Here is a 24,972-nt window from a genome sequence, read left to right as displayed (position 1 = left end):
TCAGGACAAAAAGAAGACATGTACTCCTGAAAGAGTACCTCTCCGGATTTTTTTATTACAATGAGGTTGCTATTTATCAGGTTCTTCCGTATCATAGCATTGTGTGATGTATATCAGTATTGATTACATGCATAGGAGGAAGAGCGTGTCTTGCAGGATGTGGCTCTTCCTCTTTGTTTTATAGGAAACTACTATCTTAAGTATACGAAAAAAGAGTGCTGTAATACACAGCACTTTGATATAGATAAAAAACAGATATTCAGAAATTAATTCACCGCTTATTTGCGGTCGGATAGAATGCTAAAATGCGGGACTACAGTTCCGGAATACAAAGAAATATCAGAATGCTACTTTAATGAATTAAGGGCTCTAAGTGATTATAGAGATGAGTGCAAGAGCAAGGCACTTGAACTGTTTTCAAAGTGGTTTTGGGATTTGTGGGATTAGGGAGGTTTAGCCTAAAACTAAACCGCAGGTATATTTTTTATTGGAAATGTTTATGGTATTATATTGGAACGGGATGGTGTCGTAGATTCTTTTTGATAATAGAGGAGGCAACCATGGACATTTTTGAAGTATTTGTGGATATGCAGGCTACTGGTGATAAGATCAAGCAGCTTCGTAAACAGAACCACTACAAGGTATTTGATTTGGCAAATGCGCTGGGGCTTGAATCGGAGCAGGCAATTTATAAATGGCAGCGCGGACAGTGTTTACCTAATGCAGATAATCTTGTAAGACTTAGTATATTGTTTGGATGTCACATCGATGACATTCTTGTTCATAACATGACAGCTGGAGAGGACGAAAGTCCTCTTCTTCCTTTATGTGCATGATTTTCATTGCATAGTTATTGAAGCATATTATTCGATATATAGATTGTGATCTTGAAATATAAAAATGATCAGAGAGGGAACATATGAGAGAATTATTGGTATTTCACCACATGCCTAACCTGTGAGGGGGTTACTTGCCTTTGATACTCCTTGCAGGGGAGGTAAATACTTATCAAAGGTGGTGAAATTGAATATGTCTAGTAGCAGAGCGTACAGAAGAGATATGAGAAACAGAGCTATTGCGCGCAAAAAGCGGCTGAGTCACGATGTTTACGGCCTCGATTGGTTTAGAGTTGTTGATTGTCAAGAAAATAATGGATTCTGCCATTAAAGATATGTGGGAGACAGATGAGCATACCAGAGACTATTATTATTCTTTCCCTAAAAGGTGGGAGGATAATGGTCTAGCCAAACTGATCCGTGAAAGAGTAGGAGTTCCATATACTGCACGTTATGAAGATCCGCATTATTGGGATGACTATGCTGAGTTTTTAGAAGAGAGTCTTGGCATCAAGGATACTAAATAATTGCTAGCTTATATGAAGGATTGAGACTTATTGTTTTAAAATATAACTCATGTGAAAAAGTGATGTATTTCTAATTTAAGTGTGAAATATATCACTTTTAATATTGCGCAATTCACTCCGCTGTGATATATTTAAAACATAAGTTATAAATATATCACATTTTGCAACGAGGAGGTATTTATGGACGATAATATGCAATTGGTATCAAAAAAGAAATCAATATCTTTAAAAATGGCATATGGCTATGGAAATATTATAATGGGAGCTGGATTTATCTGTTCATCTGTAGCATATGAAATGGATAATTTGGTTCTAAGAATCTCTTTTTTGTTAATGAGCGTGTTAATATTGGCAATTAGTGTGTACATAAAGTTTCAAAAGAAGGATGCATTAGATGAAATGTTTCAAATGCATATAGCTAAATCAAGTGAAGTAACAATATCTATGGTTACAATATTTGGGGGATTTATAGGAGCTTTTTTGGCGCTATTAGGAATACAGTTTAATTCTATGAATATTTCAATGGTGACAGCGATTCAATTTTTCGTAGGGATATTGTTTTGGCTACAAGGAATACTGTTTAATCATTTTGAAAAATGCGAAGGATAATCTTACTGGAGTTATAAGAAAAATGTTAAAAACAAGGATTCATGAGCTGAGAAAAGAAAAAAAGATTAATCAGGCGGAACTAGCTGAAATAGTTGGTGTAAGAAGGGAAACTATCGTTAACCTGGAAAACGGCAAGTATAATCCATCTTTAAAACTGGCAATGGATATTGCAAAGTATTTTGGAAAAACGATAGAAGACATTTTTACATTTATCGATGAAGAGGAAGCCGTAGACGAAGAATGAAAAAACGATCAAGTAACAATTATTGTGTTTTACAAGTATTCATTATAAGAAATTCTATTACCAGAAAATGCGCAAAGACGCAAAAAATGGTAATACAGAATTGAAAAAGCAGAAGAAATACGCGTCAGATGCGAGTTTTAGAATTGTTGAGGTTACGGAACGAAACTGCAAAGTTTCGATTCGTAACCTTTTCTATTGCATTCGGATTACCGTCTGAATATAATCACCTTAATCAGAGTCGACACTGATTTTTTAGGAGCAGAGATTATGGATGGAACAGATAAGAAGCTATTGGATTTGATCAAGGGAAATGCAAGGATGAGCTATCAGGAAATTGGCGATGCGCTGGAAATGTCCAGAGTTGCAGCCAAGAAAAGGGTTGATAAACTCGAGAAGGCAGGAATCATCCGAGGCTATAACACCTACATAAAAAGAGATGACGAGATTACAATGCTGATTGATATTATGACAACGCCTGAAGGATTCGAGAGAGTGCTTAGGTATATCGCTACAAGAACAGCATATGTGCGTCAGATTTTCACTACTCATAAGGAAAATCATATTCATATGGTTGCTGTATCTGATTCTCCCCAGAATCTCAAGTATTTGGTCAAGATGATCAATAAGGAAGGCGGAGATGACATAACAGAAATGCATGTCCGCCAGGTCCAGGAGGTCATCAAGGACGTTTATGGAGGAATCAATGAATATGGACCAAAATCAGAGTCGAACACTAACACAGATAGTTGAGGCGCTTGCTGGAACAAGGCTTTATGAGAAAAAAGGCGGTAAGTTTTATTTCAATTTTTATCTGAATAACAAGGCTGGTGATACACCTATAGAAGCACTGGACCTTGGAGTCAGAGCTTATAACTCACTTAAAAGAGCAGGATATTCCACTATTGGAGAGCTGGCAGAGGCAATAGCAGAAGGTACAGAGATTGCAAAGATCAGGAACTGCGGTGCCAAGAGCTGCAGAGAAATAATGGAAAAGCTCTTTTTATATCAGTACAATGCACTTCCACAGGAGAAGAGAGAGGGATATGTAAAAGAGGTAATTCTATTGAATGCCAGCAAGAACACCTGAAAACATGCGGGTTTAATCGGGGAGGATTATTGGACTCCAAATCTGGCAGAATAGGGAAAGAACAAAATCGTTTATCACTGTTTTAGCAAAATACCAATAGCTTTTTTACCAAAGCGAATATGTATTACGAAATGGCTTGGAGGTAAGCTTATAACAGGATAAAACTCTTTTCATACGAAATGGAGGTTGTGGATTATGAAGAGAACATTATTAAGTGTTTTAGTAGCAGTAATGATGATGGTAACAGCTGTTGGTATGACATCAGTATCTGTAGAGGCAGCTGGCAAGAATAGAACGACTAGCAGTTATTCATCAAGTAAGAGCAAGAGTAGCTCAAAGAAGAAAACTACAAGCTCAAAATCAAAGAGCAAGAGTTCAAGCAGTAAGAGCTCTTCAAAGATAAAATCATCAAGCAGCAAGAGCTCATCCAAGAAGAGCAGTTCTAAGTCATCCAAGAAGTCTTATGATTCATATGATGTACATAATTACAAGTCAGCACAGGACTTTGCAGATGATAAGTACGAAGAGTTCTATGATTACGAAGATGACTATGATGATGAAGACGAAGCTTATGATGCAGCTGAAGATTACTGGAATGATAACTATTGATGGCTTCATGGAAGGAGGATCTGAACTATGGAAGGACCTATGGATAGATTATTTGGACATTCAGCATTTGATCTTAATAGAGATGGCAAGATCAGTGGAGCTGAGTGGGCATTCATAAACGATACATTTTTTGAAGATAACAATGGAATATCTTCTCAGGGCAGCAGCTTTGCAGATGAAGAAGATGAGTTAGATGAGATAGAATTGGCTGGCCTTGATCGTGACGAACTGGAATTTATGGATGAGGACGAACGTAGATCAGCCCTTGAAGACGCAGGCTTGGATCCTGATGATTTTGACGATGAGTTTTAAGTGAAAGAGGAAACAAATATGAGGACATACTTAGGAAAGGTTGGTTTTGCAAATAGAATATTTGCTCTGCTGCTGGCACTTTCTTTGGGTATGTCTTCTTTTTTGTTCTGGAGCGTTAAGACACATGCAGAGGAGGAGATCCCGGCATATAGCGGAAGCGCTTCGGTTGAGCTGAACGAGAATGTGCCTGGCTTTACGACTGAAGAGATTACAACGAAGTCTTATGAATATTATGGCGAGCTGGATAAACAGGGACGTTGCACTCCTGCTATGGCATGTCTTGGAAAAGACTTGATGCCTACAGAAGAACGTCAGTCAATCAGCATGGTAAAACCTACCGGATGGAAACAGAACAAGTACCCTGGCCTGGTAGATTCAGATCCTCCGTATCTGTATAACAGATGCCACATGATCGGATTCCAGCTGACCGGTGAGAATGCAAATGAGCAGAATCTTATTACCGGCACTCGTTACATGAATGTTGAAGGTATGCTGCCTTATGAGAATGGGGTTGCTGACTATGTTCGAAGCACTGGAAACCATGTAATGTATAGAGTTACTCCTGTGTTCGAAGGCAAAAACCTTCTCTGCAGCGGAGTTCAGATTGAAGCATATTCCGTAGAGGATAAGGGGAAAGGGATTTCTTTTAACGTATACTGCTACAACGTACAGCCGGGAGTAATCATCAATTATACCAATGGCAGCAACAAGGCAGATCCGAACTATAAGAAGAGTGTAAGTGCAGATGAATTTGTAGTTACAGGTGGCACTGGCGGAACAACTGTAGACAGATCTGCTCCTGCGAAGAGTAATGATGCTGCTTCTTCAGGAACAACCTACGTTGTTAATAAGAATTCCAAGAAGTTTCATAATCCGACCTGCGATAGCGTGAAAGATATGAAAGAAAAGAATAAAATGTATTATGAAGGCACAAGGGATGAGCTGATTCAGCAGGGGTATGATCCTTGCAAAAGATGTAATCCTTGATGATAGCACGATTTTCCTGATGCCAGGAAATTTGTGATAAATACTGAGGTTGAACGATCATGCCATTTCAAATTATCAGAAATGATATTACAAAAGTAAAAGCAGATGCCATAGTTAACACAGCGAACCCTGAGGTTGCGATCGGAGCTGGCGTTGATTCTGCCATATACAAAGCTGCAGGAGGAGAGAAACTCCTTGCTGCTCGTGAGAAGATTGGACGCCTGGAGCCAGGAGAAGTAGGTATTACGCCTGCTTTTAACCTTGCTGCAAAATATATAATTCATGCCAGCGGTCCTTGGTGGGATGGTGGAGATCATGGTGAAGCAGATCTTTTGAGAGCTTGCTATGACAAATCTCTGGAGCTGGCTTATGAGCATAAGTGTAAGTCTATTGCTTTTCCGCTGCTTGCAACTGGGACCTATGGGTTTCCTCAGAAGCTTGGAATTGAAATTGCCGTAGATTCTTTTACCAGGTTCCTCACTGACCATGAGATGGAAATCTTCCTGGTAGTTTTCGGACAGAAGTCTGTTAAGATTTCAGGCGAGCTGGGCGAGGAAGTACGCAGCTACATTGATGATGATTATGTTACTGAGACTCTTGATGAAGAATACATATTAGAGCGCCCTCGTGATAGAAGACGTGAAAACTACAAAGAATTCGAATCAGAAGATATTGGAAGCGCACCTAAGGAGAATGAGATTTATGGTGCTCCAATGATGTCTTCTCTTAGTGCTGCCGGAGCGGCACCATCTAAGAAGCGGGGACTTTTTGCTTCCAAGAAAGCAGATTCTCTTGACGATGCCTTAAAGAGCATATACACGGATTCTTTTGAAAAGCACCTTCAGCAGCTTATCAACAAGAAAGGCCTCAAGAATTCAGAGGTTTATGCTGCAGCGAATATTTCCAAGCAGTATTTTTCCAAGCTGATCAAGGGCCGGGTTAAGCCATCAAAAGAAAAGGTCTTAGCGCTTGCAGTGGGGCTTAAGCTGAACATGGATGAGGCAGTGGATTTCCTTAGACTTGCTGGATATGCGCTGTCTCCGGTATCGCAGACGGATGTGATAGTTGAGTATTTCATCAGGCATGAAGACTATAACGTTATGAAGATAGATATAGTGCTGTTTGATTACGGATTGGATCCGCTGTCAAATGGCTGATTGGATAGGTCGCCTTCGGGTTGACCTATTTCTTTTGCCCAAAAGGTATTATTACATCAGAACAAAGGAAACAGCTCACTGCAGGTACTAGTCGAACTTAGCTTTGCATGCAAGCTTAGTGAGACTGTATCCGAAACGAAGTGTAGGTGAGCTACGTATGTAATGACGGAGGCAAAAGAGATGAGTAAAGGATATACAGAGATTGTTTATATTTTAGATAGTTCAGGTTCAATGGGAGGTCTTGAGGCGGACACCATCGGAGGTTTCAACGCCATGATGGAAAAGCAGAAAAAGACAGGCGAGAAGGCGGTGGTTTCTACAGTTCTTTTCGATGATGAGTGCGAGGTCATCCATGACAGAGTGCCCATTGAAAAGATTGAGAAGATGAATGATAAGCAGTATTACGTCAGAGGATGCACAGCTCTTCTGGATGCGGTTGGCGGAGCAATTCATCACATCGGCAACGTTCACAAATATGCAAGGGAAGAAGACAGGCCTGAGAAGACTATCTTTGTAATCACTACCGACGGGATGGAGAATGCCAGCAGCAGATATTCTCGTGAGAAGATCGAAAAGATGGTCAAGAAGCAGCAAAAGAAATATGGCTGGGAGTTTATTTTTATTGGAGCAAATATTGATGCTTATGCTGAGGCTCAGAAGTACGGAATCCGCAAGGACAGGGCTGTTAACTATGTGAGTGATACGATTGGTACGGCTAATGTATACGCAGGAGTTAGCAAGGCAGTATGTTCAGTAATGATGGCAGATTGCTCAGCTGAGGTGGATAAGTGTCTCACAGGAAGTGGATGGGACGATGAGATCAATGCTGATTTCCAAAATAGAGGCAGAAGAGCCAGGAGATAATTTTGTCCGGATAATTCGGGATTGTTGTCCGGATGTTACAAGAATAATTAGTGGTAAAGAAATTCGTCAGCGCTGGTGGTAAACAAATTCAGTAGCGGAAGTGGTAAACTTTTTCGATAGCGCTGATCAGGGATATATAGGAGTGATGTTTATGGCAGTAAAGGGAGCAGTTTTAGGAGATATATTAGGAGCTCAGTTTGAGTTTGACAGACCAAAGAATCTTGATTGGAAGAATGTACCTTTGGCTGAGGGAGATGCAATCGGTTTTACAGATGATACAGTAATGACACTGGCTATAAAGAAGGCATTTAAGACTGGAGCAGATCTTGTTGAGACAATGGTAGAAGTTGGCCGTGAATATCCATTTGCAGGATATGGCGGAAGATTCTTTAACTGGATAAATGGAAATAACCATGAGCCTTACAATAGCTGGGGCAATGGAAGTGCAATGAGATCATCTTTTGTTGGAGAGTTCTATGAAGATTACGACGAGATGCAGAAGATGGCTGAAGCTACAGCTGTGGTGTCGCACAACCATCCTGAGGGAATCAAGGGAGCAGTTGTGACAGCAACATGTATCTGGATGGCAAAGCATGGAAAGAGCAAGCAGGAAATCTATGACTACGTTCTTGAGCAGTATCCAAAGGCTGACTATGAATACAGTATTGCTTACAGCCTTGATGAGATTAGACCTCGCTATAAGTGGAACGAGAGTTGTCAGGGATCTGTACCTGCAGCCATGAGATGTTTCTACGAGAGCATTGATTACGAGAGCTTCATCCGAAATGTTTTTTCCCTGGAATGTGATTCTGATACCTTTGGAGCAATTGCCGGTGGAGTGGCGGAAGAGTTCTACGGCGGATTCGGAGGCGTGGATGCGGAGGGACTTCTGAAGAAATATCTGACTCCGGAGCTTTGGGAAATTTTGAATATGTAATTGGTGTTTACCCATATTGGCAAAAAATGAAAAAATTGCCGATATGGGTACTTTTATGTTTGCTCATTTATAGTGGGATGAATAGGGCCGTTGGGGTTATAATGGATGTATCTGTTTCGGAGGAGTTTTGTTTATGGGAAAGACAGCTATTGTTTATTATAGCCAGCATCATGGGAATACTAAGAAGATACTGGATGCCATAGCAGGATACGATAAGGATGTGACTCTTATTGATGTTCTTGATAGGCATGAAGTAGATCTTACGGGATATGACAGGATAGGATTCGCCAGTGGTATTTATTTTGGCAAGTTCGCAGAGCAGCTTCATAACTTTGCCAAGGTTAATCTGCCTACCGGTAAGGATGTATTTTTTATCGCAACTGCAGGGAATCCGATAAACCACAACTTTAATTCTATCGTGGCAGCAACTAAAGATAAGCACTGTAATGAGATTGGAAGATTTCAGTGTGGCGGATTCGACACCTTTGGCCCATTTAAGCTTGTAGGAGGACTTCAAAAGGGACATCCTACAGAGGAGGAGCTTCAGGGGGCAATTGAGTTTTACAAGAATTTGTAATCAGAACTGTGCACTTGCTGCACAGTTCGTGAGAATATGATTCAAGGGTGAGGGGCGATCATTTGCGCAGCAAATTTAATTATCGCCCCGAATTCATATATTTGCGTCAGCGAATATATGAAGCCGCTGACCTTTTTTAGATGAGAAAAGACCAGCGGCGCTATTGTAGGGAGGACCCTTCGGTGTGTGGGGACCGAAGGGATGTGTGTTATGAATGAAAAAGTGTTGTGTGTGGGGATCAAGAAGCTTTGTTCTTCTTGATGGTTTTATATTAAGACACGAACTTTAAACGAAGCTTAAAGTGTTGTGATGAAATTGTGAAAATTTTTTTGAGGTGCACGTGGATTTTTTAGACGAGAAAATGAGCTTACCGATTCATGGTGTAAGCATTGATTGGAACAAGGTAGATGGAGGCAGTTACCTTCGCGAGATTGAGGCACTTAATGGGCTTGACTATCTTTCTTTTAACAAGAAGATCACGATATTTGTTGGAGAAAATGGTAGTGGAAAGTCTACTATGTTGGAAGCAATAGCTGTGAACTATGGTTTTAATCCAGAAGGTGGAACCAAGAATTACAGCTTTTCAACGTATGATTCACACTCTGAATTGTGCGATGCCATAAAGCTTTCCAGAGGAATCAGAAAGCCAAAATGGGGATATTTCCTTAGAGCAGAGAGCTTTTATAATGTGGCTACAGCTGAGGAAATGTACGCAAAAGAGGATCCGAGAGGCAGGCATGAACATTTTCATGAAAGATCACATGGGGAAAGCTTCTTGCAACTTGTACAGTCCAATTTTCAAGGTAATGGATTATATCTTTTGGACGAGCCGGAGGCAGCATTGTCGCCGCAGAGACAGCTGACTCTTTTACTTGAGATTGTAAACTGTGCAAAAGAGGATTCTCAGTTCATTATGGTAACTCACTCTCCTATACTGTTAGGAATTCCTGGGGCGGAGATACTAAGCTTTGATGATGGGCAGATTCATCCGATTGATTATGAGGACACGGATAGTTACCAGATTACGAAGATGTTCATAGAGAATAAGGAGCAGCTTTTAAAGAGGTTATTAAGTGATGACGGAGTTGATAGTTAAGCATTTTAGCGAGCTCAGCACCAGTGAGCTTTATGAGATATTAAAAACGAGATTTGAGATTTTTGTTACAGAACAGGAGTGCCTTTATCAGGATCTGGATGATAAGGATCAGGATGCGATACATGTCTTTTGTTGGAATGAAGCAGGCAGAGTTGCAGGATGCCTTCGAGTGTTTTGGAAGGACCATGATGTAAGCGCCGGTATTGCACAGATTGGTAGGGTGGTTACACTTGAGCATGGTAAAGGAATTGGTGGTCAGCTCCTTCATAAGGGTGTAGAAGTTGCAAGGGAGCAACTTAAGGCTAAGAAGATCTATCTTGAAGCTCAGGAATATGCCATAGGTTATTATGCCAAAGAAGGCTTTGAGGTAGTATCTGATGTGTTTATGGAGGACGGAATTCCTCATGTGAAGATGGAGCGAAACGAAAAAGGTGATGAGTATTATTTTGAGAATCATAGGTTTGATGAGCAGCCTGAGCGTGAAGGCGAGGCTCCAAAACTTGATTTTATGAATGAATAACATAGAGAAAGATCTTATTGGGGCGTAGAAGATATGTGGTTTTTATTTGCAATTCTATCAGCGGTGTTTGCAGCACTGACATCAATACTTGCCAAGGTCGGCATTGAGGGAGTTGATTCTAATCTGGCTACAGCGATAAGAACCTGCGTTGTTATGGTGATGGCCTGGGTTATGGTGTTCATTACTAGTGCTCAGGGCGGTTTAAGTTCAATCGGCAGAAAGAGCTGGATCTTTTTGATTCTGTCAGGACTTGCTACTGGTGCATCCTGGCTATGCTACTACAAAGCTCTGCAGATGGGTGAAGCTTCGAAAGTTGTGCCTATCGATAAGCTGAGTGTTGTTATTACGCTGGTGCTGGCATTTGTCTTTTTACATGAGGAGTTCACAGCAAAGTCTTTGATCGGTTGTGTGCTGATCGGAGCAGGGACGCTGATTATGGTAATTTAATGGTGGATGGTAAATGAGGTTTGGTGATGACTTCAATTCGTGAAGAAGTAGTTAAGTATATAAAGAAAAAGTATAAGGCCTCACCTGAGAATCTTTGGAGGAGTTATCCGGACTATGCTGTTTTCAGGCATGATGATAATCGGAAATGGTTTGCAATCATCATGGATGTTGACGCAGATAAACTTGGGCTTCCGGGAAATGAGCGAATTGACATCATTGATGTGAAGATTGATGATCTGATGCTCAGAGATATTCTTTTGCAGCAGGAGGGATATCTTTCTGGCTATCACATGAATAAGCAAAAATGGATAACCATAATGCTTGATGGAAGTGTGGACCTGCAGCAGGTTTGCAGAATGATTGATGCCAGCTTCCTGGATACGGCTTCAAAGAAGAAAAAGGACAAGTTCAGACAGCCAAAAGAATGGATAGTCCCTGCGAATCCCAAGTATTACGACATTGAAGCAGCATTTGATGCAGCTGATGAGATTGATTGGAAGCAGGGAGCAGGAATCATCAAAGGCGATACGGTATTTATGTATGTGGGAGCTCCGGTATCTGCAATCCTTTACAAGTGCAAAGTTAGAGAGGTTGATATTCCGTATTACTACGAGGATAAGAATCTTAAGATCAACGCGCTTATGAAGATCAAGCTTTTGAAGCGCTATAAGCGTGATGCATTCACGTTTGAAAGGCTTAAATCAGAGTATGGAATCTATGCAGTGAGAGGGCCGAGAGGTATTCCTAACAGTCTCAGCGCTGCTTTGAAATAAGATGGAGATTAAGATATGTCTTAAGAGGAGGGATAAAAAGATGGAATTTAAAGACGTAGTAAAGAACCGCTATTCATGTAAGAAGTACAGTGAGAGAAAGGTGGACAGAGCAAGACTTAATGAGATCCTTGAAGCAGGTCGTCTTTCACCTACAGCCAAGAATCTTCAGGAGCAGCGCATCTATGTCGTTGAGTCAGAAGAGAACTTGGCCAAGATTGATAAGGCAACTCCTTGTCGCTATGGCGCTCCAACAGTACTCGTTGTAGCTTTTGATAAGAATAATGTATTCACATACCCAGGTGGCAAAAGAGATTCTGGTATTGAAGATGCTTCTATTGTAGCAACACATCTGATGCTTGCTGCAGCAAACGAAGGAGTGGACAGCTGCTGGCTCAATTTCTTTGACCCGGACGTACTTGCAAGGGACCTCGGACTTCCAGAGAACGAGGAAATCCTGATGCTTCTTGATCTTGGTTATGCTGCAGAAGGAGCGGGGCCACTTGATAATCACAACAGCAGAAAAGAACAGTCAGAGACAGTAAGTTATATTTAAACCATAAGTGCCATGTTTCGGTATAAATGCCGTCACATGGCATTTTTTAATGCCCGGGAATATAGTAAAATGTTAATGGATGCGTTGATGATAATAGCTTGGAGGACATGAATATGAGCAGAAAAGATTTTGGAGCAAAGCCGTTTAGTTACCCACAGCCAGTGTGGATTATTGGCACATATGATGAGAATGGAAAGCCTAATGCCATGAATGCAGCATGGGGCGGAATCAGCGAGATGAATGAGATCTCGGTTTGTCTTTCTGTTGATCACAAGACTTGCAAGAACTTCGAGAAGACCAGAGCCTTTACAATCAGCATGGCTGATGCGGACCATGTTGCAGCGTGCGACTTTGTTGGCATGGCTTCAGGCAATAAAGATGAGGATAAGTTTGCAAAGGCCGGATTCACTGCAACAAAGAGCCCTAATGTAAACGCACCTATCATCAATGAACTTGCTGTGTGTATGGAATGCAAGGTAAAGAGCTTTGACCATGATTCCTGCATTCTTAAGGGCGAGATCGTTAATGTCAGCGTAGATGAGGCAGCTCTTACAGATGGCAAGGTTGATGTAAGCAAGGTTAAGCCAATTACCTTTGATCCTTTTAACAATGCTTATCATGTTGTTGGCGAGAAAGTTGGCGATGCCTGGGGGAGTGGAAAAGCTTTATTGTAAAGAGTTTCGCGGAAACGAGTTCAAGCCGATGCGAGGGAACCGGAAATCGGCTTGCATCGGCTTGTCTTATGATATGTAAGGACATCCCAAAATCCTTACAAGAGGTGTTTCTATCATACTATAATTACATTGAAATTTATATTAAATACCGATTAAAATTGAGCGGGGAGAACATATGCAGGGGAAATATCCGGTAATTACCTTGTGCGGGAGCACCAGATTTAAAGACCAGTTCATGGAGGCACGGAAATGGACGAGAGACTAAAGAAACAGCTTGATTTTGCATTAGAAGTCGATAAGGAAAAGAATATTTTCAGACAGACACATCTTTCCGGTCATGGCAGAAATGAGAATGACGCAGAGCATGCCTGGCACATGGCTCTTATGGCTTATCTTTTAAAAGAGTATTCTAATGAACCCGTGGACATTGCAAAAGTCATGCTTATGTGTATGATCCATGATGTGGTGGAAATCGATGCCGGAGATACTTATGCCTATGATGCGGAAGGTCTCAAGACTCAGAAAGAGCGTGAAGATAAGGCAAAAGAAAGAATCTTTTCTCTTTTACCTGATGACCAAAAGGCGGAGCTGATAGCTCTTTTTGATGAGTTTGAAACCTATGAAACACCTGAGTCAAAGTATGCTCATGCCATGGATAATCTTCAGCCACTGCTTCTCAACAACAGCAATGGAGGCTCGGATTGGAAGGAGCATGGCGTTACTATTGATCAGGTCTATGGTAGGCAGAGCAAGACAAGACTTGGTTCTGAGAAGCTGTACCAGGAAGTTACTGATAAGCTGATCCAGGAGCATATCAGAAAGGGCAACATCAAGTGACAATGAAGACTATAGAGACTGATGGAATTACATATATTGAGCCTGTTCATGGAGCCACCAATGAATGGTATTTTGGACTGGATTATGAACATGGAGATCTTTATGAGGCAGAAGAAATATTTCGAGAAGGCCATGTGGTAAAAGGAAGAAAGCTTTGCCTGGTTCACTATCCGGACGGTCAAATCTTCTTTCCTGTACCGAAGATGGAAGGGCATTACAGTGAAACACCCGTATTCTTTGAGGGTGGAATCTTTATTATAGACGTGGACTTTCCGAATGGATTGATCAGGATAATAAGGTTTGATTGCAATGATTATCAGGTGAGTACGCATGCTGAGCTTCCACTCTCTTCCGTGAAAGATTGTTATAACCTGCAGCTACGTATTGCACCACTTACGCTTTCAAGGCAGTGCGGCAATGAAGTAGAAATCGTATGGCCAGAAAAGCTAAGCCTATCAATGGGCGATCACGATTCTTTTTTCATGAGAGATGGAGAAAAACTGTTCTTTTCAAGGTGGCATGAAGAGGGAGAAGGAGTGAATTATAAGTACTGGGAGGAGACTATTGTCAGGAATCTTGCTGGAGACGTTATAGAGACTCTTCCTGGTGATGTAATGCAGATGCCCAACGGAGAGATATGGCATTTAAAATAGTGATATAGATTCATGTTTACTGAAGCGAGATAAATACTTAGCGCGAGAGCAGTGAGAGAACATTATTTACAAAGACAAGACGAAACCAGGCTAGAAAGCCTGGTTTTCGCTATATATGTTGGATTATGTGAAATACCGTCAAAGATCTTGTTTATTGTTCTGATGGTACGGCGTATGTAAAGCCGTTTTCCTTGTCATAGAGAACTCTTTTTACATAGCGTTCATGAGTGTACTCACCTGGTTCGGATACAAAGTAACCATCTTCGGTAATCGTGGTTTCTCCAGGATAAAACGTCAGATATGCATATACAGTCCTATCTTGAAGGCTCAATATAGCTCGGTAGTCTTTGTTTTGTTCATTTTCAGATAAGTAGAAAATGCATTCATATATGCCGTCTGAGTTTAAATCAGCATATGTTAGTCCATGTACGTTAAGATAGCTATGAGTGTATTCATATATCTGACCCGGTTCAAGTAACATACTGAAAGGCACTTCTCCTGGAGTATTCATGAACTGATCAAGTGCTACAGCGCTTACGATCACATCATTTTGCATTATGTCAGTATAGAAGTCCGGGTTATTATCAGGGAAGCTATAGCTTGTTGGTACAGATTGGATGTTACCAGAGGAATAATCTGCGACAACATCATACATTTCGATTGGATAGGTGCTGTAATAATTGAAAGCCTCAAGATAATATGCGCCTTCAATTATTTCATTTGCAGCTTTATACCAAGCATCGTCGCCATTCTGTAATTTCTCATTAATATCTTCAGAGTACAATTCTTCGGATTCAAGAAGTCCATTTTGAAGTGTCAGCTTGGAGGCACTTCCGTATCCCATATGCCCCCAATAGCTAAGTATTCCATTTTCATCAGGAACTGCATAGAATGAAGTATGGCCCATGCCAATACCATCTATGAGTTGGAGTTTCCCTTCAATAAATGTATAAAGCTTTCCGTGGAAGGTAGCCTCACAATGACCATATCTTATCAAGAGTTCAGGAGTATTGTCCTTGTCAATGTCATATAGCCAATAACAGTCAATGGTATCCTCATATTCGTCATAATCATCTGGCGAAACAGAAGCTAATCTTTCCTGTTCATATTTGATAATTTCTTTATAAGCCTGCTTATAATCAGTTGCAGAAGATGGTAAATAGCCATTTATTTCTGAAGAGTTTTCGGTATTAGAATTGTCTTCAAGCGTCTCGGCTATTGAAGCTGACTCTTCAGCTGCTTCTATGCTGATAGCTGATGAAGCTTCATCAGCAGAATCTTCTTGAGTATTGGTGGTGCTATTGCTTCCGCAGGCACTTAATATAAAAGCTGCACTAAATGCTAGTAACAGTGTCTTTTTTCTCATAATAAAACTCCATTTTGGATATAAGATGTCATTTCTTGCGCTTATTGGATAATAGTAATCCTGCAAGCAAAGTAATTCAAGATTCAATTAATGCTGCAATCAGAAAACTAAGGGGAATTATTGAGGAATAAACTATGCTTCCGGAAAATGAAAATGTTGATGATGAGATTGTAGAGATTCCTTTGGAAGTAGCACGTGTGATAAGAGAGTGCGTTGAGAATACTGATGAATATAAAAACGTCAACAGGCTGTTGACGTTTGAACCCATCGGTTTAAAAAATCAGAGAAAAATAGTATTGACAGCGATTTGTCAGTCAACTATACTTACAACTAATAATTTTCAGAAAGGTAGATGCTATGGAAAGACTTATTCTCGTTACAACATACATGGTCACCAATAAGCCCGTGAATGATAATCAGGGGTTTGATTTTGATATGTATGATGAGGATAAGATTAAGTGTAGGGCATAGTTAGTGTTTTATAACTGATATAGTTTACAAGGCCTCATCAAGCGAGAGTTTGAAGAGGTCTTTTTTTTCGGAGGTGGCTATGAGAATAAATGAACAGAAATACATTTTACCTGATGGGCGAGAAATCGTGATTAAGAGCGCAGGGCCAGAGGATGCATTGAAGGTAAAGCTTCATAGGGAAGCAACTTCTGCTGAGACGCACTTTATGGCAAGAGAGCCTGAAGACGGTCAGTTCAATCTAGAGAAGATTACAGAGATTCTTGGAAGCGTTGCTGAAAGCGACAGAGACTTCATGGTAAGTGCTTATATTGAAGATAAGTTGATCGGAGATCTTGGTGTAACACTCATAAGGCCACATATTAAATATCTTCATCGCGCCTATCTCGGAATGTCTATCAGGCAGATGTATACAAGAATGGGGCTTGGAAGCTTTATGATGCAGATAGCTCTTAAGCAGGCAAGAGCAAATGGCTTTGAGCAGGTAGAGCTTGGGGTATACAGCGACAATGACAGGGCAAGGCATAAATTCAAGATAAGACGACAGAGAAAGATATCTACAGCAAACATGTTGTGAATGTGCAAGCCAGGGGCTATCGGAAATGTTTTCTTATGAGGGATGTGGTTAAGTAGTCTGAGTGGCTTATGCTTCACGTACGATAAAACGAAATCATAAAAAGAAAAGACCTTTTCAGTTAAGGTGGCTTTTGCTTCACCAGCGCTGAAAGGGTCTTTTTTAGTGACTTTTTTAGTAATACTGACTTTGCGAGGTAGGCTTTTTATGTGACATATGAAGTAGGAAAATTCTATCATTAGGAGCAGTTTGTAGAGAATGAAGCTTTTATTGTTCTATTTCGACGCTAGTAATCTGTCCATCTTTCCATTCGAGAAGTTTTAATGTCTTTCCTCCTCTAAGCTTCAGACCTTCAACTCGACCGTTTTGCCAAGCAGAAGGGAGGGCAGGAAGCAGTTTCACTTCATCCTCATGACTTTGAACCAGCATTTCTGCAATAGCAGCACAGCATCCAAAGTTTCCATCAATCTGGAAGGGTGGATGGTTATCAAAAAGATTAGGAAGGGTCTGTTTGTTTATAAGCTCCATGATGTTAGAGTGGGCTTTGTCCCCTTCTCCCAGTCTTGCGTACATATTTATAATCCATGCTCTACTCCAGCCTGAATGACCTCCACCTGACGCAAGTCGTCGCTCAATAGTTTTCTTGGCAGCTTCCATAAGTTCCGGTGTGTCTTTCCCAGTAATCTGGCTTCCCGGATAAAGGGCAAACAGCTGTGATATATGACGATGGCCGGGGAATGCCTCTTCATAGTCTTCATTCCATTCCATTATCTGTCCATACTTACCAATCTCAATCGGAGCAATCCGCTCTAATATCTTGGCAAAAATATCGCTCTGACCATCGGAAATACCAAGAATCTTCTCTGCTTCAATGCATGCATTAAACAATTCTCGGATAATCTGATTATCCATAGAAGCTCCTTTGCAAATGATTCCCCTTTCTCCGTTAGGCAAGATATATGTATTTTCAGGCGAAAGTGAAGGACTGATTACCAGATAATTGCTATCTTTATCTTCGATAAGGAAATCTGCAAGAAACTCCGCTGCTTCTTCCATAGCAGGATAGTGCTCTTTTAAAAAGTACACATCCTGAGTAAACAGGTATTGTTCCCAAATATGAAGGCAAAGCCACGCAGCTCCCATGACCCAATATGATGACGATATGCATACATCCTGAGGGGCTGTATCACACCAAATATCCGTATTGTGATGAGCTACAAAGCCCTTACATCCATACATTCTTCGTGCGGTATCCCGTCCGCTTGGACGCATACGCTCAATAAACGTAATTAATGGCTCATTACATTCTGCCAAATTGCAGATAAAAACAGGCCAGTAGTTCATCTCAGCGTTAATATTTATCGTAAATTTGCTTCCCCAGGCTGGAGCGTAATCCTGATTCCAGATACCCTGGAGATTCAAAGGAAGAGAGCCCGGTCTGCTACCAGCAATTGTCAGATAGCGTCCAAACTGGAAAAATCTTACGATTTCATCCTGTCCTTCTATTTCCAATTTGACTCTGTCAAAGAGGGCTTTATAGTCATTTATGTGCTCTTCCAAAAGTTGTTGCCAAGTGAACTCGGCTATTTTATTTGCTCTGTTAATTGCGCTAGTTACAGGATCTGCTTCTCTAAATGTTGTATCAGCCGTAACAATAATCATAGCTTCATCGGCATTTTCCACTATGATACTGTTACCAATTATCTTTACTGTACCACCTATAGGAACAACCTTCATGGAAGTCGCTGTGTTGACGGCTCCTTTTCCACCACATTGGGCTTCCATGAGCTGAAGGTTACCATCTAAGGCAACGATACGGTCAGAGTAAATATTATAATTAGGTCTACGACATTCCTGAAGCTCATAAGGGCTGTAATCCCAAGGTGTACCACCCTTGGCCAGAAGGGAATGAAAACTGATACTTCCAGGTTTATCTGCCGTCAAGTGAACAATGATTGCATTTTGAGGATAGCTTGCGATTACTTCTCTTTTATAGTTGACCTCATCCCAGGTAAAACTGACAGTAGCAACTGCATTCTCCATGTTGAGCTCACGATGGTAGTTCGACATGTTCCTTGTCTTTCCTTTATGATGAATGTAAAGATTTCCAAGCGGCTCATAGTGGCGCATTTCTTCAGGAAGTCCAGAAAGAGCAAAGGCACAAAGATCCTGAGCTTCTTGTATTTTCCCATCAAAAATCAATTCACGAATTTTAGAAAGGTTCTCTTTTGCAGAAGGATTTATTCTATCTTGCGGCCCACCATACCAGACGCTGTCTTCGTTAAGCTGAATTCTCTCGGTATATGGCTGTCCATAGACCATTCCTCCCATTTTTCCGTTTCCTACAGGTAACGCAGAGTTCCAGTCTGTTGTAGGACTATCAAATTCAATTTTCATAGGATTCATATTCATTTCTCCTCGTATCGTATTTTTATCTCAACCCCAACAAAAAAATTATAATTCATAATTGTTCTTTTGTAACAGAGTAAAAATATTCTGCCCTGGACATGATGAATATGATCTTGGATATGATTATCATGAGTGCGGTGTATGTAAAATCTACAGGGATGTATAACTTGTGGATTATTAGAAGTGTAAAAAATATTTATGCACTCTGATGAGCAAATTGAGATTTGATATGGTGACCTGCTCTTGTGAAAAAGTTTATGGGACAGGTTAAATGACAGGACTGAACTTTCCTATTAAAATAAAAAAGCATAGATTTTGTTTTGGGGTTTAATATCACTGAGATTTGCAGGATGGTAACATAAATATTGAACGATAACATATTTAATGTTACTATAAAAGAAAAATGTTATCGAGGTGATATTATGCTAGAAAATGCTCTAAAAAACGCCTTTGGTATAAACTGTCATTTGGAACAAATTAAACTAAAAGGGTTACCTTTATACATGGTATCAGGAAGAGTCTTCTATAGTGCTGTAATGGGAGATGCATCATTTTTGATTGCCAAATTGTCAGACCGGGAGAAGTTTGGCGTTGTGGCATTCAAAAAGCAGCTTTCTCAGTATATGGAAAAGACAGGGCTTAATGTGGCATTTTGCTTTGATGATATCACAAGAGTACAAAGAGATGCGTTGATAGCAAAAGAGATTCCGTTTATTTCATTACCTGATCAGATTTTTTTGCCTTTCCTTGGGGTAATGCTTAGTAATAACTTAAAAAGAAAAATGATTGTGTCTACAGACAAAATGATGCCAGCAACGCAATGCCTTTTTCTTTATCTGTTATACAAAAGTGGAAATGACTTTTTCATAAAAAAGCAGGCTGCAGATGATCTTGGATTGACAAAAATGTCAATTACCAGAGCTTCAGAGCAACTTAAGCAGATGGAACTTATCAGAGAAGAACGAGTAGGAAAAGAGATAAGGATGGTTCCTAACTATAGAGGGCGTGAGCTATTTGAGGTAGCAAAGGATTATCTGATCAACCCTGTGCAGAAGATTGTCCATACAAAGATTACAAAAGAAGAAGGATTGTTCATCGCCGGAGAAACGATGCTAAGCAGACATAGTATGCTTGCTGCACCAAGCGAGGATGTATATGCTGTCGTTAAAGGCAGCGATATTGTGAGCGGCTTTGAAGAGATAGATACAAGATGGCAGGATGATATTAGGACGAGTAGAGTAGAACTTTGGAAATATGATCCGGGACTATTTGCAAATAGCGGCGAAGTAGATCCGGTATCACTTGCCATGAGCCTGTCAGACAATGCGGATGAACGTGTTGAAGGCGAATTACAAAGCTTTTTGGAGGAGTATAAATGGTAGCGGGAATTGATTCTTTTAGAGATAAATTCAGAGAATTTGAAGATTGCTACACAGTCATTGGAGGAGCAGCCTGCGATATTCTTATGTCGGAGGCTGATATTGATTTCAGGCTGACCAAAGATATTGATATGATTCTGATCTTAGAGGATAAAAAGGAAGAGTTTGCAAAAACCTTTTGGGAATATATCAAGGAAGGACTTTGGAAGACCGGGATGGCTCAGAGTTACTATAGGAAAACCTGAGGAAAATGAAAAAGTTTTGAAAATCCTTGAAGAATTAATTGGATAGTACTGAAAAAGGACTAACCATGCCACGCCTTTTAGGATGCTTAGGAGTGGCTGATTAGTCCTTTTTTCGGGAATACTTCGTTTAGGATGAATAAAATTGGCTTTTTTTGACGATTAAAGCTTATGCATCCCCATCACAGATTCTCAAAAATACTTGTTCTCTGGTTCAGTGTTTCAGTAACTTTATTATTCTCGCTCATGGCATTGTCTATACCCTGGATCTCACCTACAATCTCACTTGAGTTGGTAGCAGAGAGGCCGATGGCTTCTGAGCTTTGTTTTACGGATTCTGTGATGGAACCGACAGAATCAGCCATCTTATCCATGATGATATTCAGGTTGTCAGCCTTGCTGGTGAATTTCTCAAGCATCTCATCCATTAGGATAGCAGCCTGCTCATATTTATCGCCGGTTTCTACGAAAGAGTCATAGTCTGCAATAACTGTATTGTTGATGAAATCAATGACTTCAAGTGCGTTGTCTGACAGACTCTTAACTGCATTTGTTACTTCATTGCTGATAACTTGGATGTTACCTGCCGTCTGTCTGCTGTTTTCAGCAAGAGAACTGATTTCGCTTGCTACAACAGCAAAGCCTTTTCCTGCTTCACCCGCTCTTGCTGCTTCAATGGAAGCATTAAGAGCAAGAAGATTTGTCTGTGAAGCGATGTCCAGAATAACATTTGTAAGTTCGTTTATCTGTGAAACCTTTTCACTGTTCTTTACAGACTCCTGTAGTACATTGCCAAGTTCAGAGATCTTGCTGCCTGTGTTTTCCTTCTTCTGTGCAGCTGTAGCCTTGATCTCATCAGCTTCGTTTCTGATACCAATGGCTGTTTGTGCACCTTCTGAGGCTTCGTGTCTTATCTCATCAGCTGCATCTTTAACTTCTTCAAGTCGGCCGTTGATCTGATCTGCTGTAGTTGCAACTGTATCCATGCTGGCTGATAATTCCTCAAGAGCTGCAGAAGTGTTTGTGATATTGTCGCTTGCTCTCTGAATCTTATCTGTCATTTCATCAGATGAAGTTCTTAGTACAACGGTGACATCCTTTACGTCACGTATGATCACCTGAAGGGTTTCTATAAACTGGTTGATACCCATGATAATGGACTGCAGCTCTGTTTTTGAGGCGGTTTTGATACGTACTGTAAGATCACCTTTTCCTGCATTTATATTATCAATGATTGATGTTACTTCAGAAGAAATAGCACTTATCTTATTGCTGATTCTTACAATACCAAGGCCAAGGTTTACGAGAATGCACAACACAATAATGATCATACCTATATATGCATTTCTTTTTGCTGAGTCTAATCTTAATTGAAGAAAAGCATTCATTCCATCAGAGAGGCTTTTGATGGTTGCTTCGGCCGTATCAAAGGATGCATTCATAGCGTTCATGTTGGGATAATAAGTTGAAGACAGAATGCCAAATACAGTATTCATATCCTTGGCTTTACAACCCGCTGCGATTTTATCGGCATCAGCAAGATATGTATCCAGTGCAGTGGAGAGCTCGTTAAAAATCTGATCACCGTTTTGACCCTGAGTTACAAGAAGGCTGGTACTAAGGTAATTTAGCGCATCAGGGATCTGTGCCCTGGCAGCGTCTATATCACTTAGATACCCCTGTATTGTAGCTTCGTCAACGCTATCGATAGTCGAGGCTCCGATAAGAGCGCTGAGTCTGCCGTCGATAAGTAGAGTTGCCTGTTTTATTTTTGCTTCGGCTATAAGAGTTTCTGCTTCACCCTGGCTGGCAGCGACAGCAATTTCCTTCATTCCTATTAAGCTGTTAATAAGAACAATTGTAACTATAACAAATGCCAGGAGTATAACCAGATTTACAGATAAATTTTGGAACACAATTGATTGGAAAATATTTCCTTTTTTTAAGCTATTTTCCTGTTTTGTGTTTTGTTCGCTTGCCATTTTTCTTGCCTCCTCAAGTTGAATAACAAAGATTACTATTTAAAAGTGACATAGTAAGCATATTTTATGAATATTAAGTCCTTATATAATTATTATATCAATCAGCCCAACAGCAGCTATTAAATGATTCTAAAAACTTCATTAATTTCTTTCATAAGAAATCACTTTCCTATGAAAGAAAAAAGGCTCCGCGAGAATGTCGCGAGTGACATTCTTTTCTCATTCTGCATAAATTTCTTACTTGTTTTATTGCGACATGAATAATAAAATTTGTAGAGATAAAAAATAAGGAATAAGTTCGCATTATTCCCCATATTTTAGGTCTGTGTTTTCTCTTTCGGGAAATTTTCGGGAAAAAATGGTACGAAATCGGGAAAAAGTGGAAAGGTTATAGTTTTTTTTTTATCAAAATTACTGTGTTATATTTACAATGGACAAAGCGATAGGGAAAAACAAAAACACTTCCCAAGCCGCTGAGTCCATTTTCTTTTGCAAAAGAATAACGGTGAATGAAGCGTCAGCTTGTGACTGTGAAATGCAGTTGCAGGTTTGGCGCTTTCTTTTGCCCAAAATCAGACAGCCAGAGGATGACGATCCAAAACCTGGCTGTTGATACCATGGTAAAGTTCTCCTGTGCTATGTTTGTTGGACTGATAATGGCACTTATGCATAACAGCTATGAATGCGCAACCTGGCAGAAAGCTGGATGAATATGCAGCAGAAACTGTCATTGTGGATTGCACAGCAACACGAACCATCAAATGTAATACCTTTTTCTCAGAATGTAGTAGATGAGGGATAATATCTATCTCCAAACAATATATTGAATCTTGTCTGCTCATTCTCCGCGTGATAATCAAATCCCATGCCGCCTTTAGTTAGCATGGCAACCTGCATGTCTATGCCATTTTCTTTACATATTTCCTTAAAAATATTTGGCATATCATTGTAAACGGTATGGCTGTTCCCAATAAATAGTGTTCTCATATTCCGTTTCCCTTTTTTCTGTCATAACAATATAGAAGATAAGACTTTTTATCCCTGATCACGAAGCGCCAGGTAAAAGAGCACCGCCTCCCTAAATTTTCTGGGATTTAGCCCGCTACTCTGGCTAATCCTGTTAAGTCGCTGCTGTACGGTATTTTTATGTAAAAACAGTTCCTCTGCGGTGGCGGCCAACGACATTTCTTTTTCATAATAGATCTCAAGAAATTTCCTGTCTTCACTTGAAAGTGTGGAAAGCACTTTGTCAGAGAATTCCCTAAATTGCTGCTTTGAAATACCGGAAAAGAGTATTTCCAATGTCAGTGTATCGAAATTGACATAGTAAAGCTCCTTATCTTTGATCGTTTTCAGTGCATGCTCTGCGCTTTGATAGGATTCATTACATTTATAAATTTCTACAGCCTTCCCGATTGCTGTCTTCACAATCTCCCCATGCCCTTCGGCGAAACGAATAAACATATACTCCTTTTTATCAAATTCTTCCGCTTCAACCAAGCCGATAAATAGTTTCGGATAGTTATAGACATAAATACCATTTCTCATTGAGCTGAACAGAGCCTCCACCTGCTGCTCAAGTAAGGATATATTCACGGGATTATAGCGGCTGTTTACTTCGATCTGTACCATTCGGTAGGTTTGTTCCCAAACAATATTAAACTCCCTGAAGCATTCCCGCAGATAGTCCATGTTTTCAAATTCGCTGTAGATCAGTGAGCGGATCATGTACTGCTTCTTTTCATCTAATGTACGATGGACAGCATTTAATTCCTGTTCATGAAGGAGCAGGCTCGCGATTCGTTCAGCCAGCTTGGCAAAACGTCGAACTTCTGAGGGTTCGCCGGAAATACCGACCACTGCGATCACACGCATATGGTGGAACACCGGAATATTGATTCCCTTATGAGTTCCCGGGAATTGCTCATCCGATTCCACTTCAATGGTTTCTCCGGTTCGTGCCGACTCCCTTCCGATGTCATGGTATGTGTTCAGACGATCCGGGTCGCTGGAGGCATAGATCATCCCATTGGTATTGATGAAGTTGACATGATAACCGCAGACAGCATGGATATTGTCGACAATCTGCTGCGCCAGATTCCTGGAAATTGATGTGATCATGGTAAAACCTCCGGATTGCAGATGCTATAATCATATCGAATGTCATAGATGACATTTTATTTGCTAAATAATATATATTTAATATTATGTTTAACATATCATAATGAAATTCTTTTGTCTATAATACATTCA

General features: G+C 40.4%; 32 protein-coding genes. 27 read left to right on the top strand and 5 right to left on the bottom strand.

The annotated features are described in order from the left end of the window. The first annotated feature begins 297 nt into the window (after window positions 1-297). From BM086_RS20835 to BM086_RS06815, 22 genes are all read left to right on the top strand, one after another. Entirely contained in the window at window positions 298-447 is a 150-nt protein-coding gene (locus BM086_RS20835; protein WP_175560145.1) for a hypothetical protein, read from the top strand. A gap of 113 nt (window positions 448-560) precedes the next feature. Beyond that, window positions 561-836 (top strand): helix-turn-helix domain-containing protein, encoded by a 276-nt coding sequence (locus BM086_RS06915; protein WP_026659545.1) that lies wholly within the window; start codon window positions 561-563, stop codon window positions 834-836. Between the two features lie 314 nt (window positions 837-1,150). Beyond that, window positions 1,151-1,363, top strand: a complete 213-nt coding sequence (locus tag BM086_RS06910; protein WP_092325151.1) for a hypothetical protein — start codon at window positions 1,151-1,153, stop codon at window positions 1,361-1,363. Window positions 1,364-1,543: 180 nt separating this feature from the next. Continuing rightward, window positions 1,544-1,972 carry a hypothetical protein gene (locus BM086_RS06905; protein WP_092325149.1) on the top strand — a complete coding sequence of 143 codons (429 nt, stop codon included), beginning with the start codon at window positions 1,544-1,546 and terminating at the stop codon, window positions 1,970-1,972. 22 nt (window positions 1,973-1,994) lie between these two features. Beyond that, window positions 1,995-2,216 (top strand): helix-turn-helix transcriptional regulator, encoded by a 222-nt coding sequence (locus BM086_RS06900; RefSeq protein WP_092325147.1) that lies wholly within the window; start codon window positions 1,995-1,997, stop codon window positions 2,214-2,216. A gap of 267 nt (window positions 2,217-2,483) precedes the next feature. Continuing rightward, window positions 2,484-2,966, top strand: a complete 483-nt coding sequence (locus BM086_RS06895; RefSeq protein ID WP_092325145.1) for an Lrp/AsnC family transcriptional regulator — start codon at window positions 2,484-2,486, stop codon at window positions 2,964-2,966. Continuing rightward, the gene (locus tag BM086_RS06890; RefSeq protein ID WP_175560144.1) at window positions 2,926-3,303 is read left to right on the top strand and encodes a DNA-directed RNA polymerase subunit alpha C-terminal domain-containing protein; all 378 of its coding nucleotides are present in this window, start codon (window positions 2,926-2,928) and stop codon (window positions 3,301-3,303) included. The genes BM086_RS06895 and BM086_RS06890 overlap by 41 nt, the downstream gene beginning before the upstream one ends. Window positions 3,304-3,498: 195 nt before the next feature. Continuing rightward, entirely contained in the window at window positions 3,499-3,912 is a 414-nt protein-coding gene (locus BM086_RS06885) for a hypothetical protein (RefSeq protein WP_092325141.1), read from the top strand. Window positions 3,913-3,939: 27 nt separating this feature from the next. Further along, window positions 3,940-4,224 carry a hypothetical protein gene (locus BM086_RS06880; RefSeq protein WP_242952138.1) on the top strand — a complete coding sequence of 95 codons (285 nt, stop codon included), beginning with the start codon at window positions 3,940-3,942 and terminating at the stop codon, window positions 4,222-4,224. Between the two features lie 18 nt (window positions 4,225-4,242). Continuing rightward, window positions 4,243-5,211 carry a DNA/RNA non-specific endonuclease gene (locus BM086_RS06875; RefSeq protein WP_175560143.1) on the top strand — a complete coding sequence of 323 codons (969 nt, stop codon included), beginning with the start codon at window positions 4,243-4,245 and terminating at the stop codon, window positions 5,209-5,211. Window positions 5,212-5,270: 59 nt separating this feature from the next. Next, window positions 5,271-6,368 carry a macro domain-containing protein gene (locus tag BM086_RS06870; protein WP_092325139.1) on the top strand — a complete coding sequence of 366 codons (1,098 nt, stop codon included), beginning with the start codon at window positions 5,271-5,273 and terminating at the stop codon, window positions 6,366-6,368. Between the two features lie 180 nt (window positions 6,369-6,548). Next, the gene (locus BM086_RS06865) at window positions 6,549-7,232 is read left to right on the top strand and encodes a vWA domain-containing protein (RefSeq protein ID WP_092325137.1); all 684 of its coding nucleotides are present in this window, start codon (window positions 6,549-6,551) and stop codon (window positions 7,230-7,232) included. Between the two features lie 151 nt (window positions 7,233-7,383). Beyond that, the gene (locus BM086_RS06860) at window positions 7,384-8,169 is read left to right on the top strand and encodes an ADP-ribosylglycohydrolase family protein (RefSeq protein ID WP_175560142.1); all 786 of its coding nucleotides are present in this window, start codon (window positions 7,384-7,386) and stop codon (window positions 8,167-8,169) included. A gap of 133 nt (window positions 8,170-8,302) precedes the next feature. Next, window positions 8,303-8,746, top strand: coding sequence for a flavodoxin domain-containing protein (locus BM086_RS06855; protein ID WP_092325133.1), 444 nt, complete (start codon window positions 8,303-8,305; stop codon window positions 8,744-8,746). 361 nt (window positions 8,747-9,107) lie between these two features. Continuing rightward, window positions 9,108-9,842: an AAA family ATPase gene (locus BM086_RS06850; RefSeq protein WP_092325191.1), complete on the top strand. Its 735-nt coding sequence runs from the start codon at window positions 9,108-9,110 to the stop codon at window positions 9,840-9,842. After that, complete coding sequence (locus BM086_RS06845; protein ID WP_092325131.1) at window positions 9,823-10,362, top strand: GNAT family N-acetyltransferase; 540 nt, start codon at window positions 9,823-9,825, stop codon at window positions 10,360-10,362. The genes BM086_RS06850 and BM086_RS06845 overlap by 20 nt, the downstream gene beginning before the upstream one ends. 33 nt (window positions 10,363-10,395) lie before the next feature. Then, window positions 10,396-10,809 (top strand): EamA family transporter, encoded by a 414-nt coding sequence (locus tag BM086_RS06840; RefSeq protein ID WP_092325129.1) that lies wholly within the window; start codon window positions 10,396-10,398, stop codon window positions 10,807-10,809. 26 nt (window positions 10,810-10,835) lie between these two features. Further along, window positions 10,836-11,582, top strand: coding sequence for an MmcQ/YjbR family DNA-binding protein (locus BM086_RS06835; protein ID WP_092325127.1), 747 nt, complete (start codon window positions 10,836-10,838; stop codon window positions 11,580-11,582). A 40-nt stretch (window positions 11,583-11,622) separates the two neighbouring features. Beyond that, window positions 11,623-12,135 (top strand): nitroreductase family protein, encoded by a 513-nt coding sequence (locus BM086_RS06830; protein ID WP_029233017.1) that lies wholly within the window; start codon window positions 11,623-11,625, stop codon window positions 12,133-12,135. A 113-nt stretch (window positions 12,136-12,248) separates the two neighbouring features. Beyond that, the gene (locus BM086_RS06825) at window positions 12,249-12,809 is read left to right on the top strand and encodes a flavin reductase family protein (protein WP_092325124.1); all 561 of its coding nucleotides are present in this window, start codon (window positions 12,249-12,251) and stop codon (window positions 12,807-12,809) included. A gap of 249 nt (window positions 12,810-13,058) precedes the next feature. Next, on the top strand, window positions 13,059-13,646 hold the full coding sequence (locus BM086_RS06820; RefSeq protein WP_013281274.1) for an HD domain-containing protein: 588 nt from the start codon (window positions 13,059-13,061) through the stop codon (window positions 13,644-13,646). A 2-nt stretch (window positions 13,647-13,648) separates the two neighbouring features. Further along, entirely contained in the window at window positions 13,649-14,299 is a 651-nt protein-coding gene (locus BM086_RS06815; RefSeq protein ID WP_092325122.1) for a hypothetical protein, read from the top strand. A gap of 151 nt (window positions 14,300-14,450) precedes the next feature. Here the strand turns inward: BM086_RS06815 and BM086_RS06810 are convergent, their stop codons facing one another. After that, complete coding sequence (locus tag BM086_RS06810; RefSeq protein ID WP_092325120.1) at window positions 14,451-15,665, bottom strand: hypothetical protein; 1,215 nt, start codon at window positions 15,663-15,665, stop codon at window positions 14,451-14,453. A 134-nt stretch (window positions 15,666-15,799) separates the two neighbouring features. Here BM086_RS06810 and BM086_RS20830 point away from each other — a divergent pair, with 134 nt between their 5' ends. Next, a complete protein-coding gene (locus BM086_RS20830; RefSeq protein ID WP_092325118.1) occupies window positions 15,800-16,066 on the top strand; it encodes a hypothetical protein in 267 nt (88 codons plus the stop codon). Between the two features lie 149 nt (window positions 16,067-16,215). Beyond that, window positions 16,216-16,710, top strand: coding sequence for a GNAT family N-acetyltransferase (locus BM086_RS06800; RefSeq protein ID WP_092325116.1), 495 nt, complete (start codon window positions 16,216-16,218; stop codon window positions 16,708-16,710). Between the two features lie 264 nt (window positions 16,711-16,974). Here the strand turns inward: BM086_RS06800 and BM086_RS06795 are convergent, their stop codons facing one another. After that, window positions 16,975-19,113, bottom strand: coding sequence for a glycoside hydrolase family 95 protein (locus BM086_RS06795; RefSeq protein ID WP_175560141.1), 2,139 nt, complete (start codon window positions 19,111-19,113; stop codon window positions 16,975-16,977). Window positions 19,114-19,619: 506 nt separating this feature from the next. Here BM086_RS06795 and BM086_RS06790 point away from each other — a divergent pair. Beyond that, on the top strand, window positions 19,620-20,498 hold the full coding sequence (locus BM086_RS06790; protein ID WP_141107706.1) for a MarR family transcriptional regulator: 879 nt from the start codon (window positions 19,620-19,622) through the stop codon (window positions 20,496-20,498). Continuing rightward, the gene (locus tag BM086_RS06785) at window positions 20,492-20,740 is read left to right on the top strand and encodes a hypothetical protein (protein WP_092325110.1); all 249 of its coding nucleotides are present in this window, start codon (window positions 20,492-20,494) and stop codon (window positions 20,738-20,740) included. Before BM086_RS06790 ends, BM086_RS06785 begins: the two co-directional genes overlap by 7 nt. A gap of 179 nt (window positions 20,741-20,919) precedes the next feature. Here BM086_RS06785 and BM086_RS06780 read toward each other — a convergent pair whose 3' ends face one another. Continuing rightward, complete coding sequence (locus BM086_RS06780; protein WP_092325108.1) at window positions 20,920-22,719, bottom strand: methyl-accepting chemotaxis protein; 1,800 nt, start codon at window positions 22,717-22,719, stop codon at window positions 20,920-20,922. 509 nt (window positions 22,720-23,228) lie between these two features. Between BM086_RS06780 and BM086_RS20475 the strand changes: the two genes are divergently transcribed. Beyond that, window positions 23,229-23,429: a hypothetical protein gene (locus BM086_RS20475; RefSeq protein WP_141107705.1), complete on the top strand. Its 201-nt coding sequence runs from the start codon at window positions 23,229-23,231 to the stop codon at window positions 23,427-23,429. A 67-nt stretch (window positions 23,430-23,496) separates the two neighbouring features. Here the strand turns inward: BM086_RS20475 and BM086_RS06770 are convergent, their stop codons facing one another. Both BM086_RS06770 and BM086_RS06765 read right to left on the bottom strand, forming a co-directional pair. Further along, the gene (locus BM086_RS06770) at window positions 23,497-23,706 is read right to left on the bottom strand and encodes a hypothetical protein (RefSeq protein ID WP_092325106.1); all 210 of its coding nucleotides are present in this window, start codon (window positions 23,704-23,706) and stop codon (window positions 23,497-23,499) included. Between the two features lie 48 nt (window positions 23,707-23,754). Continuing rightward, complete coding sequence (locus BM086_RS06765; RefSeq protein WP_092325104.1) at window positions 23,755-24,840, bottom strand: CdaR family transcriptional regulator; 1,086 nt, start codon at window positions 24,838-24,840, stop codon at window positions 23,755-23,757. Window positions 24,841-24,972 lie beyond the last annotated feature (132 nt).

Source organism: Butyrivibrio sp. YAB3001, assembly GCF_900112195.1.
In the GTDB taxonomy this organism is placed as follows: domain Bacteria; phylum Bacillota; class Clostridia; order Lachnospirales; family Lachnospiraceae; genus Butyrivibrio.
This window is presented reverse-complemented; position numbering and strand designations above follow the sequence as displayed.

What these genes read in the sequence shown, in the direction of transcription:
- BM086_RS06870 (WP_092325139.1), top strand. Translation starts at nt 5,271, where the DNA reads ATGCCATTTCAAATTATCAGAAATGATATTACAAAAGTAAAAGCAGAT.
- BM086_RS06840 (WP_092325129.1), top strand. Translation starts at nt 10,396, where the DNA reads ATGTGGTTTTTATTTGCAATTCTATCAGCGGTGTTTGCAGCACTGACA.
- BM086_RS06800 (WP_092325116.1), top strand. Translation starts at nt 16,216, where the DNA reads ATGAGAATAAATGAACAGAAATACATTTTACCTGATGGGCGAGAAATC.
- BM086_RS20835 (WP_175560145.1), top strand. Translation starts at nt 298, where the DNA reads ATGCTAAAATGCGGGACTACAGTTCCGGAATACAAAGAAATATCAGAA.
- BM086_RS06915 (WP_026659545.1), top strand. Translation starts at nt 561, where the DNA reads ATGGACATTTTTGAAGTATTTGTGGATATGCAGGCTACTGGTGATAAG.
- BM086_RS06795 (WP_175560141.1), bottom strand. Translation starts at nt 19,113, where the DNA reads ATGAATCCTATGAAAATTGAATTTGATAGTCCTACAACAGACTGGAAC.
- BM086_RS06765 (WP_092325104.1), bottom strand. Translation starts at nt 24,840, where the DNA reads ATGATCACATCAATTTCCAGGAATCTGGCGCAGCAGATTGTCGACAAT.
- BM086_RS06865 (WP_092325137.1), top strand. Translation starts at nt 6,549, where the DNA reads ATGAGTAAAGGATATACAGAGATTGTTTATATTTTAGATAGTTCAGGT.
- BM086_RS06850 (WP_092325191.1), top strand. Translation starts at nt 9,108, where the DNA reads ATGAGCTTACCGATTCATGGTGTAAGCATTGATTGGAACAAGGTAGAT.
- BM086_RS06825 (WP_092325124.1), top strand. Translation starts at nt 12,249, where the DNA reads ATGAGCAGAAAAGATTTTGGAGCAAAGCCGTTTAGTTACCCACAGCCA.
- BM086_RS06835 (WP_092325127.1), top strand. Translation starts at nt 10,836, where the DNA reads ATGACTTCAATTCGTGAAGAAGTAGTTAAGTATATAAAGAAAAAGTAT.
- BM086_RS06815 (WP_092325122.1), top strand. Translation starts at nt 13,649, where the DNA reads ATGAAGACTATAGAGACTGATGGAATTACATATATTGAGCCTGTTCAT.
- BM086_RS06830 (WP_029233017.1), top strand. Translation starts at nt 11,623, where the DNA reads ATGGAATTTAAAGACGTAGTAAAGAACCGCTATTCATGTAAGAAGTAC.
- BM086_RS06785 (WP_092325110.1), top strand. Translation starts at nt 20,492, where the DNA reads ATGGTAGCGGGAATTGATTCTTTTAGAGATAAATTCAGAGAATTTGAA.
- BM086_RS06890 (WP_175560144.1), top strand. Translation starts at nt 2,926, where the DNA reads ATGGACCAAAATCAGAGTCGAACACTAACACAGATAGTTGAGGCGCTT.
- BM086_RS06820 (WP_013281274.1), top strand. Translation starts at nt 13,059, where the DNA reads ATGGACGAGAGACTAAAGAAACAGCTTGATTTTGCATTAGAAGTCGAT.
- BM086_RS06790 (WP_141107706.1), top strand. Translation starts at nt 19,620, where the DNA reads ATGGTATCAGGAAGAGTCTTCTATAGTGCTGTAATGGGAGATGCATCA.
- BM086_RS06895 (WP_092325145.1), top strand. Translation starts at nt 2,484, where the DNA reads ATGGATGGAACAGATAAGAAGCTATTGGATTTGATCAAGGGAAATGCA.
- BM086_RS06885 (WP_092325141.1), top strand. Translation starts at nt 3,499, where the DNA reads ATGAAGAGAACATTATTAAGTGTTTTAGTAGCAGTAATGATGATGGTA.
- BM086_RS06810 (WP_092325120.1), bottom strand. Translation starts at nt 15,665, where the DNA reads ATGAGAAAAAAGACACTGTTACTAGCATTTAGTGCAGCTTTTATATTA.
- BM086_RS20830 (WP_092325118.1), top strand. Translation starts at nt 15,800, where the DNA reads ATGCTTCCGGAAAATGAAAATGTTGATGATGAGATTGTAGAGATTCCT.
- BM086_RS06780 (WP_092325108.1), bottom strand. Translation starts at nt 22,719, where the DNA reads ATGGCAAGCGAACAAAACACAAAACAGGAAAATAGCTTAAAAAAAGGA.
- BM086_RS06860 (WP_175560142.1), top strand. Translation starts at nt 7,384, where the DNA reads ATGGCAGTAAAGGGAGCAGTTTTAGGAGATATATTAGGAGCTCAGTTT.
- BM086_RS06880 (WP_242952138.1), top strand. Translation starts at nt 3,940, where the DNA reads ATGGAAGGACCTATGGATAGATTATTTGGACATTCAGCATTTGATCTT.
- BM086_RS06875 (WP_175560143.1), top strand. Translation starts at nt 4,243, where the DNA reads ATGAGGACATACTTAGGAAAGGTTGGTTTTGCAAATAGAATATTTGCT.
- BM086_RS06910 (WP_092325151.1), top strand. Translation starts at nt 1,151, where the DNA reads ATGGATTCTGCCATTAAAGATATGTGGGAGACAGATGAGCATACCAGA.
- BM086_RS06900 (WP_092325147.1), top strand. Translation starts at nt 1,995, where the DNA reads ATGTTAAAAACAAGGATTCATGAGCTGAGAAAAGAAAAAAAGATTAAT.
- BM086_RS06770 (WP_092325106.1), bottom strand. Translation starts at nt 23,706, where the DNA reads ATGAGAACACTATTTATTGGGAACAGCCATACCGTTTACAATGATATG.
- BM086_RS06845 (WP_092325131.1), top strand. Translation starts at nt 9,823, where the DNA reads ATGACGGAGTTGATAGTTAAGCATTTTAGCGAGCTCAGCACCAGTGAG.
- BM086_RS06905 (WP_092325149.1), top strand. Translation starts at nt 1,544, where the DNA reads ATGGACGATAATATGCAATTGGTATCAAAAAAGAAATCAATATCTTTA.
- BM086_RS06855 (WP_092325133.1), top strand. Translation starts at nt 8,303, where the DNA reads ATGGGAAAGACAGCTATTGTTTATTATAGCCAGCATCATGGGAATACT.
- BM086_RS20475 (WP_141107705.1), top strand. Translation starts at nt 23,229, where the DNA reads ATGAAGCGTCAGCTTGTGACTGTGAAATGCAGTTGCAGGTTTGGCGCT.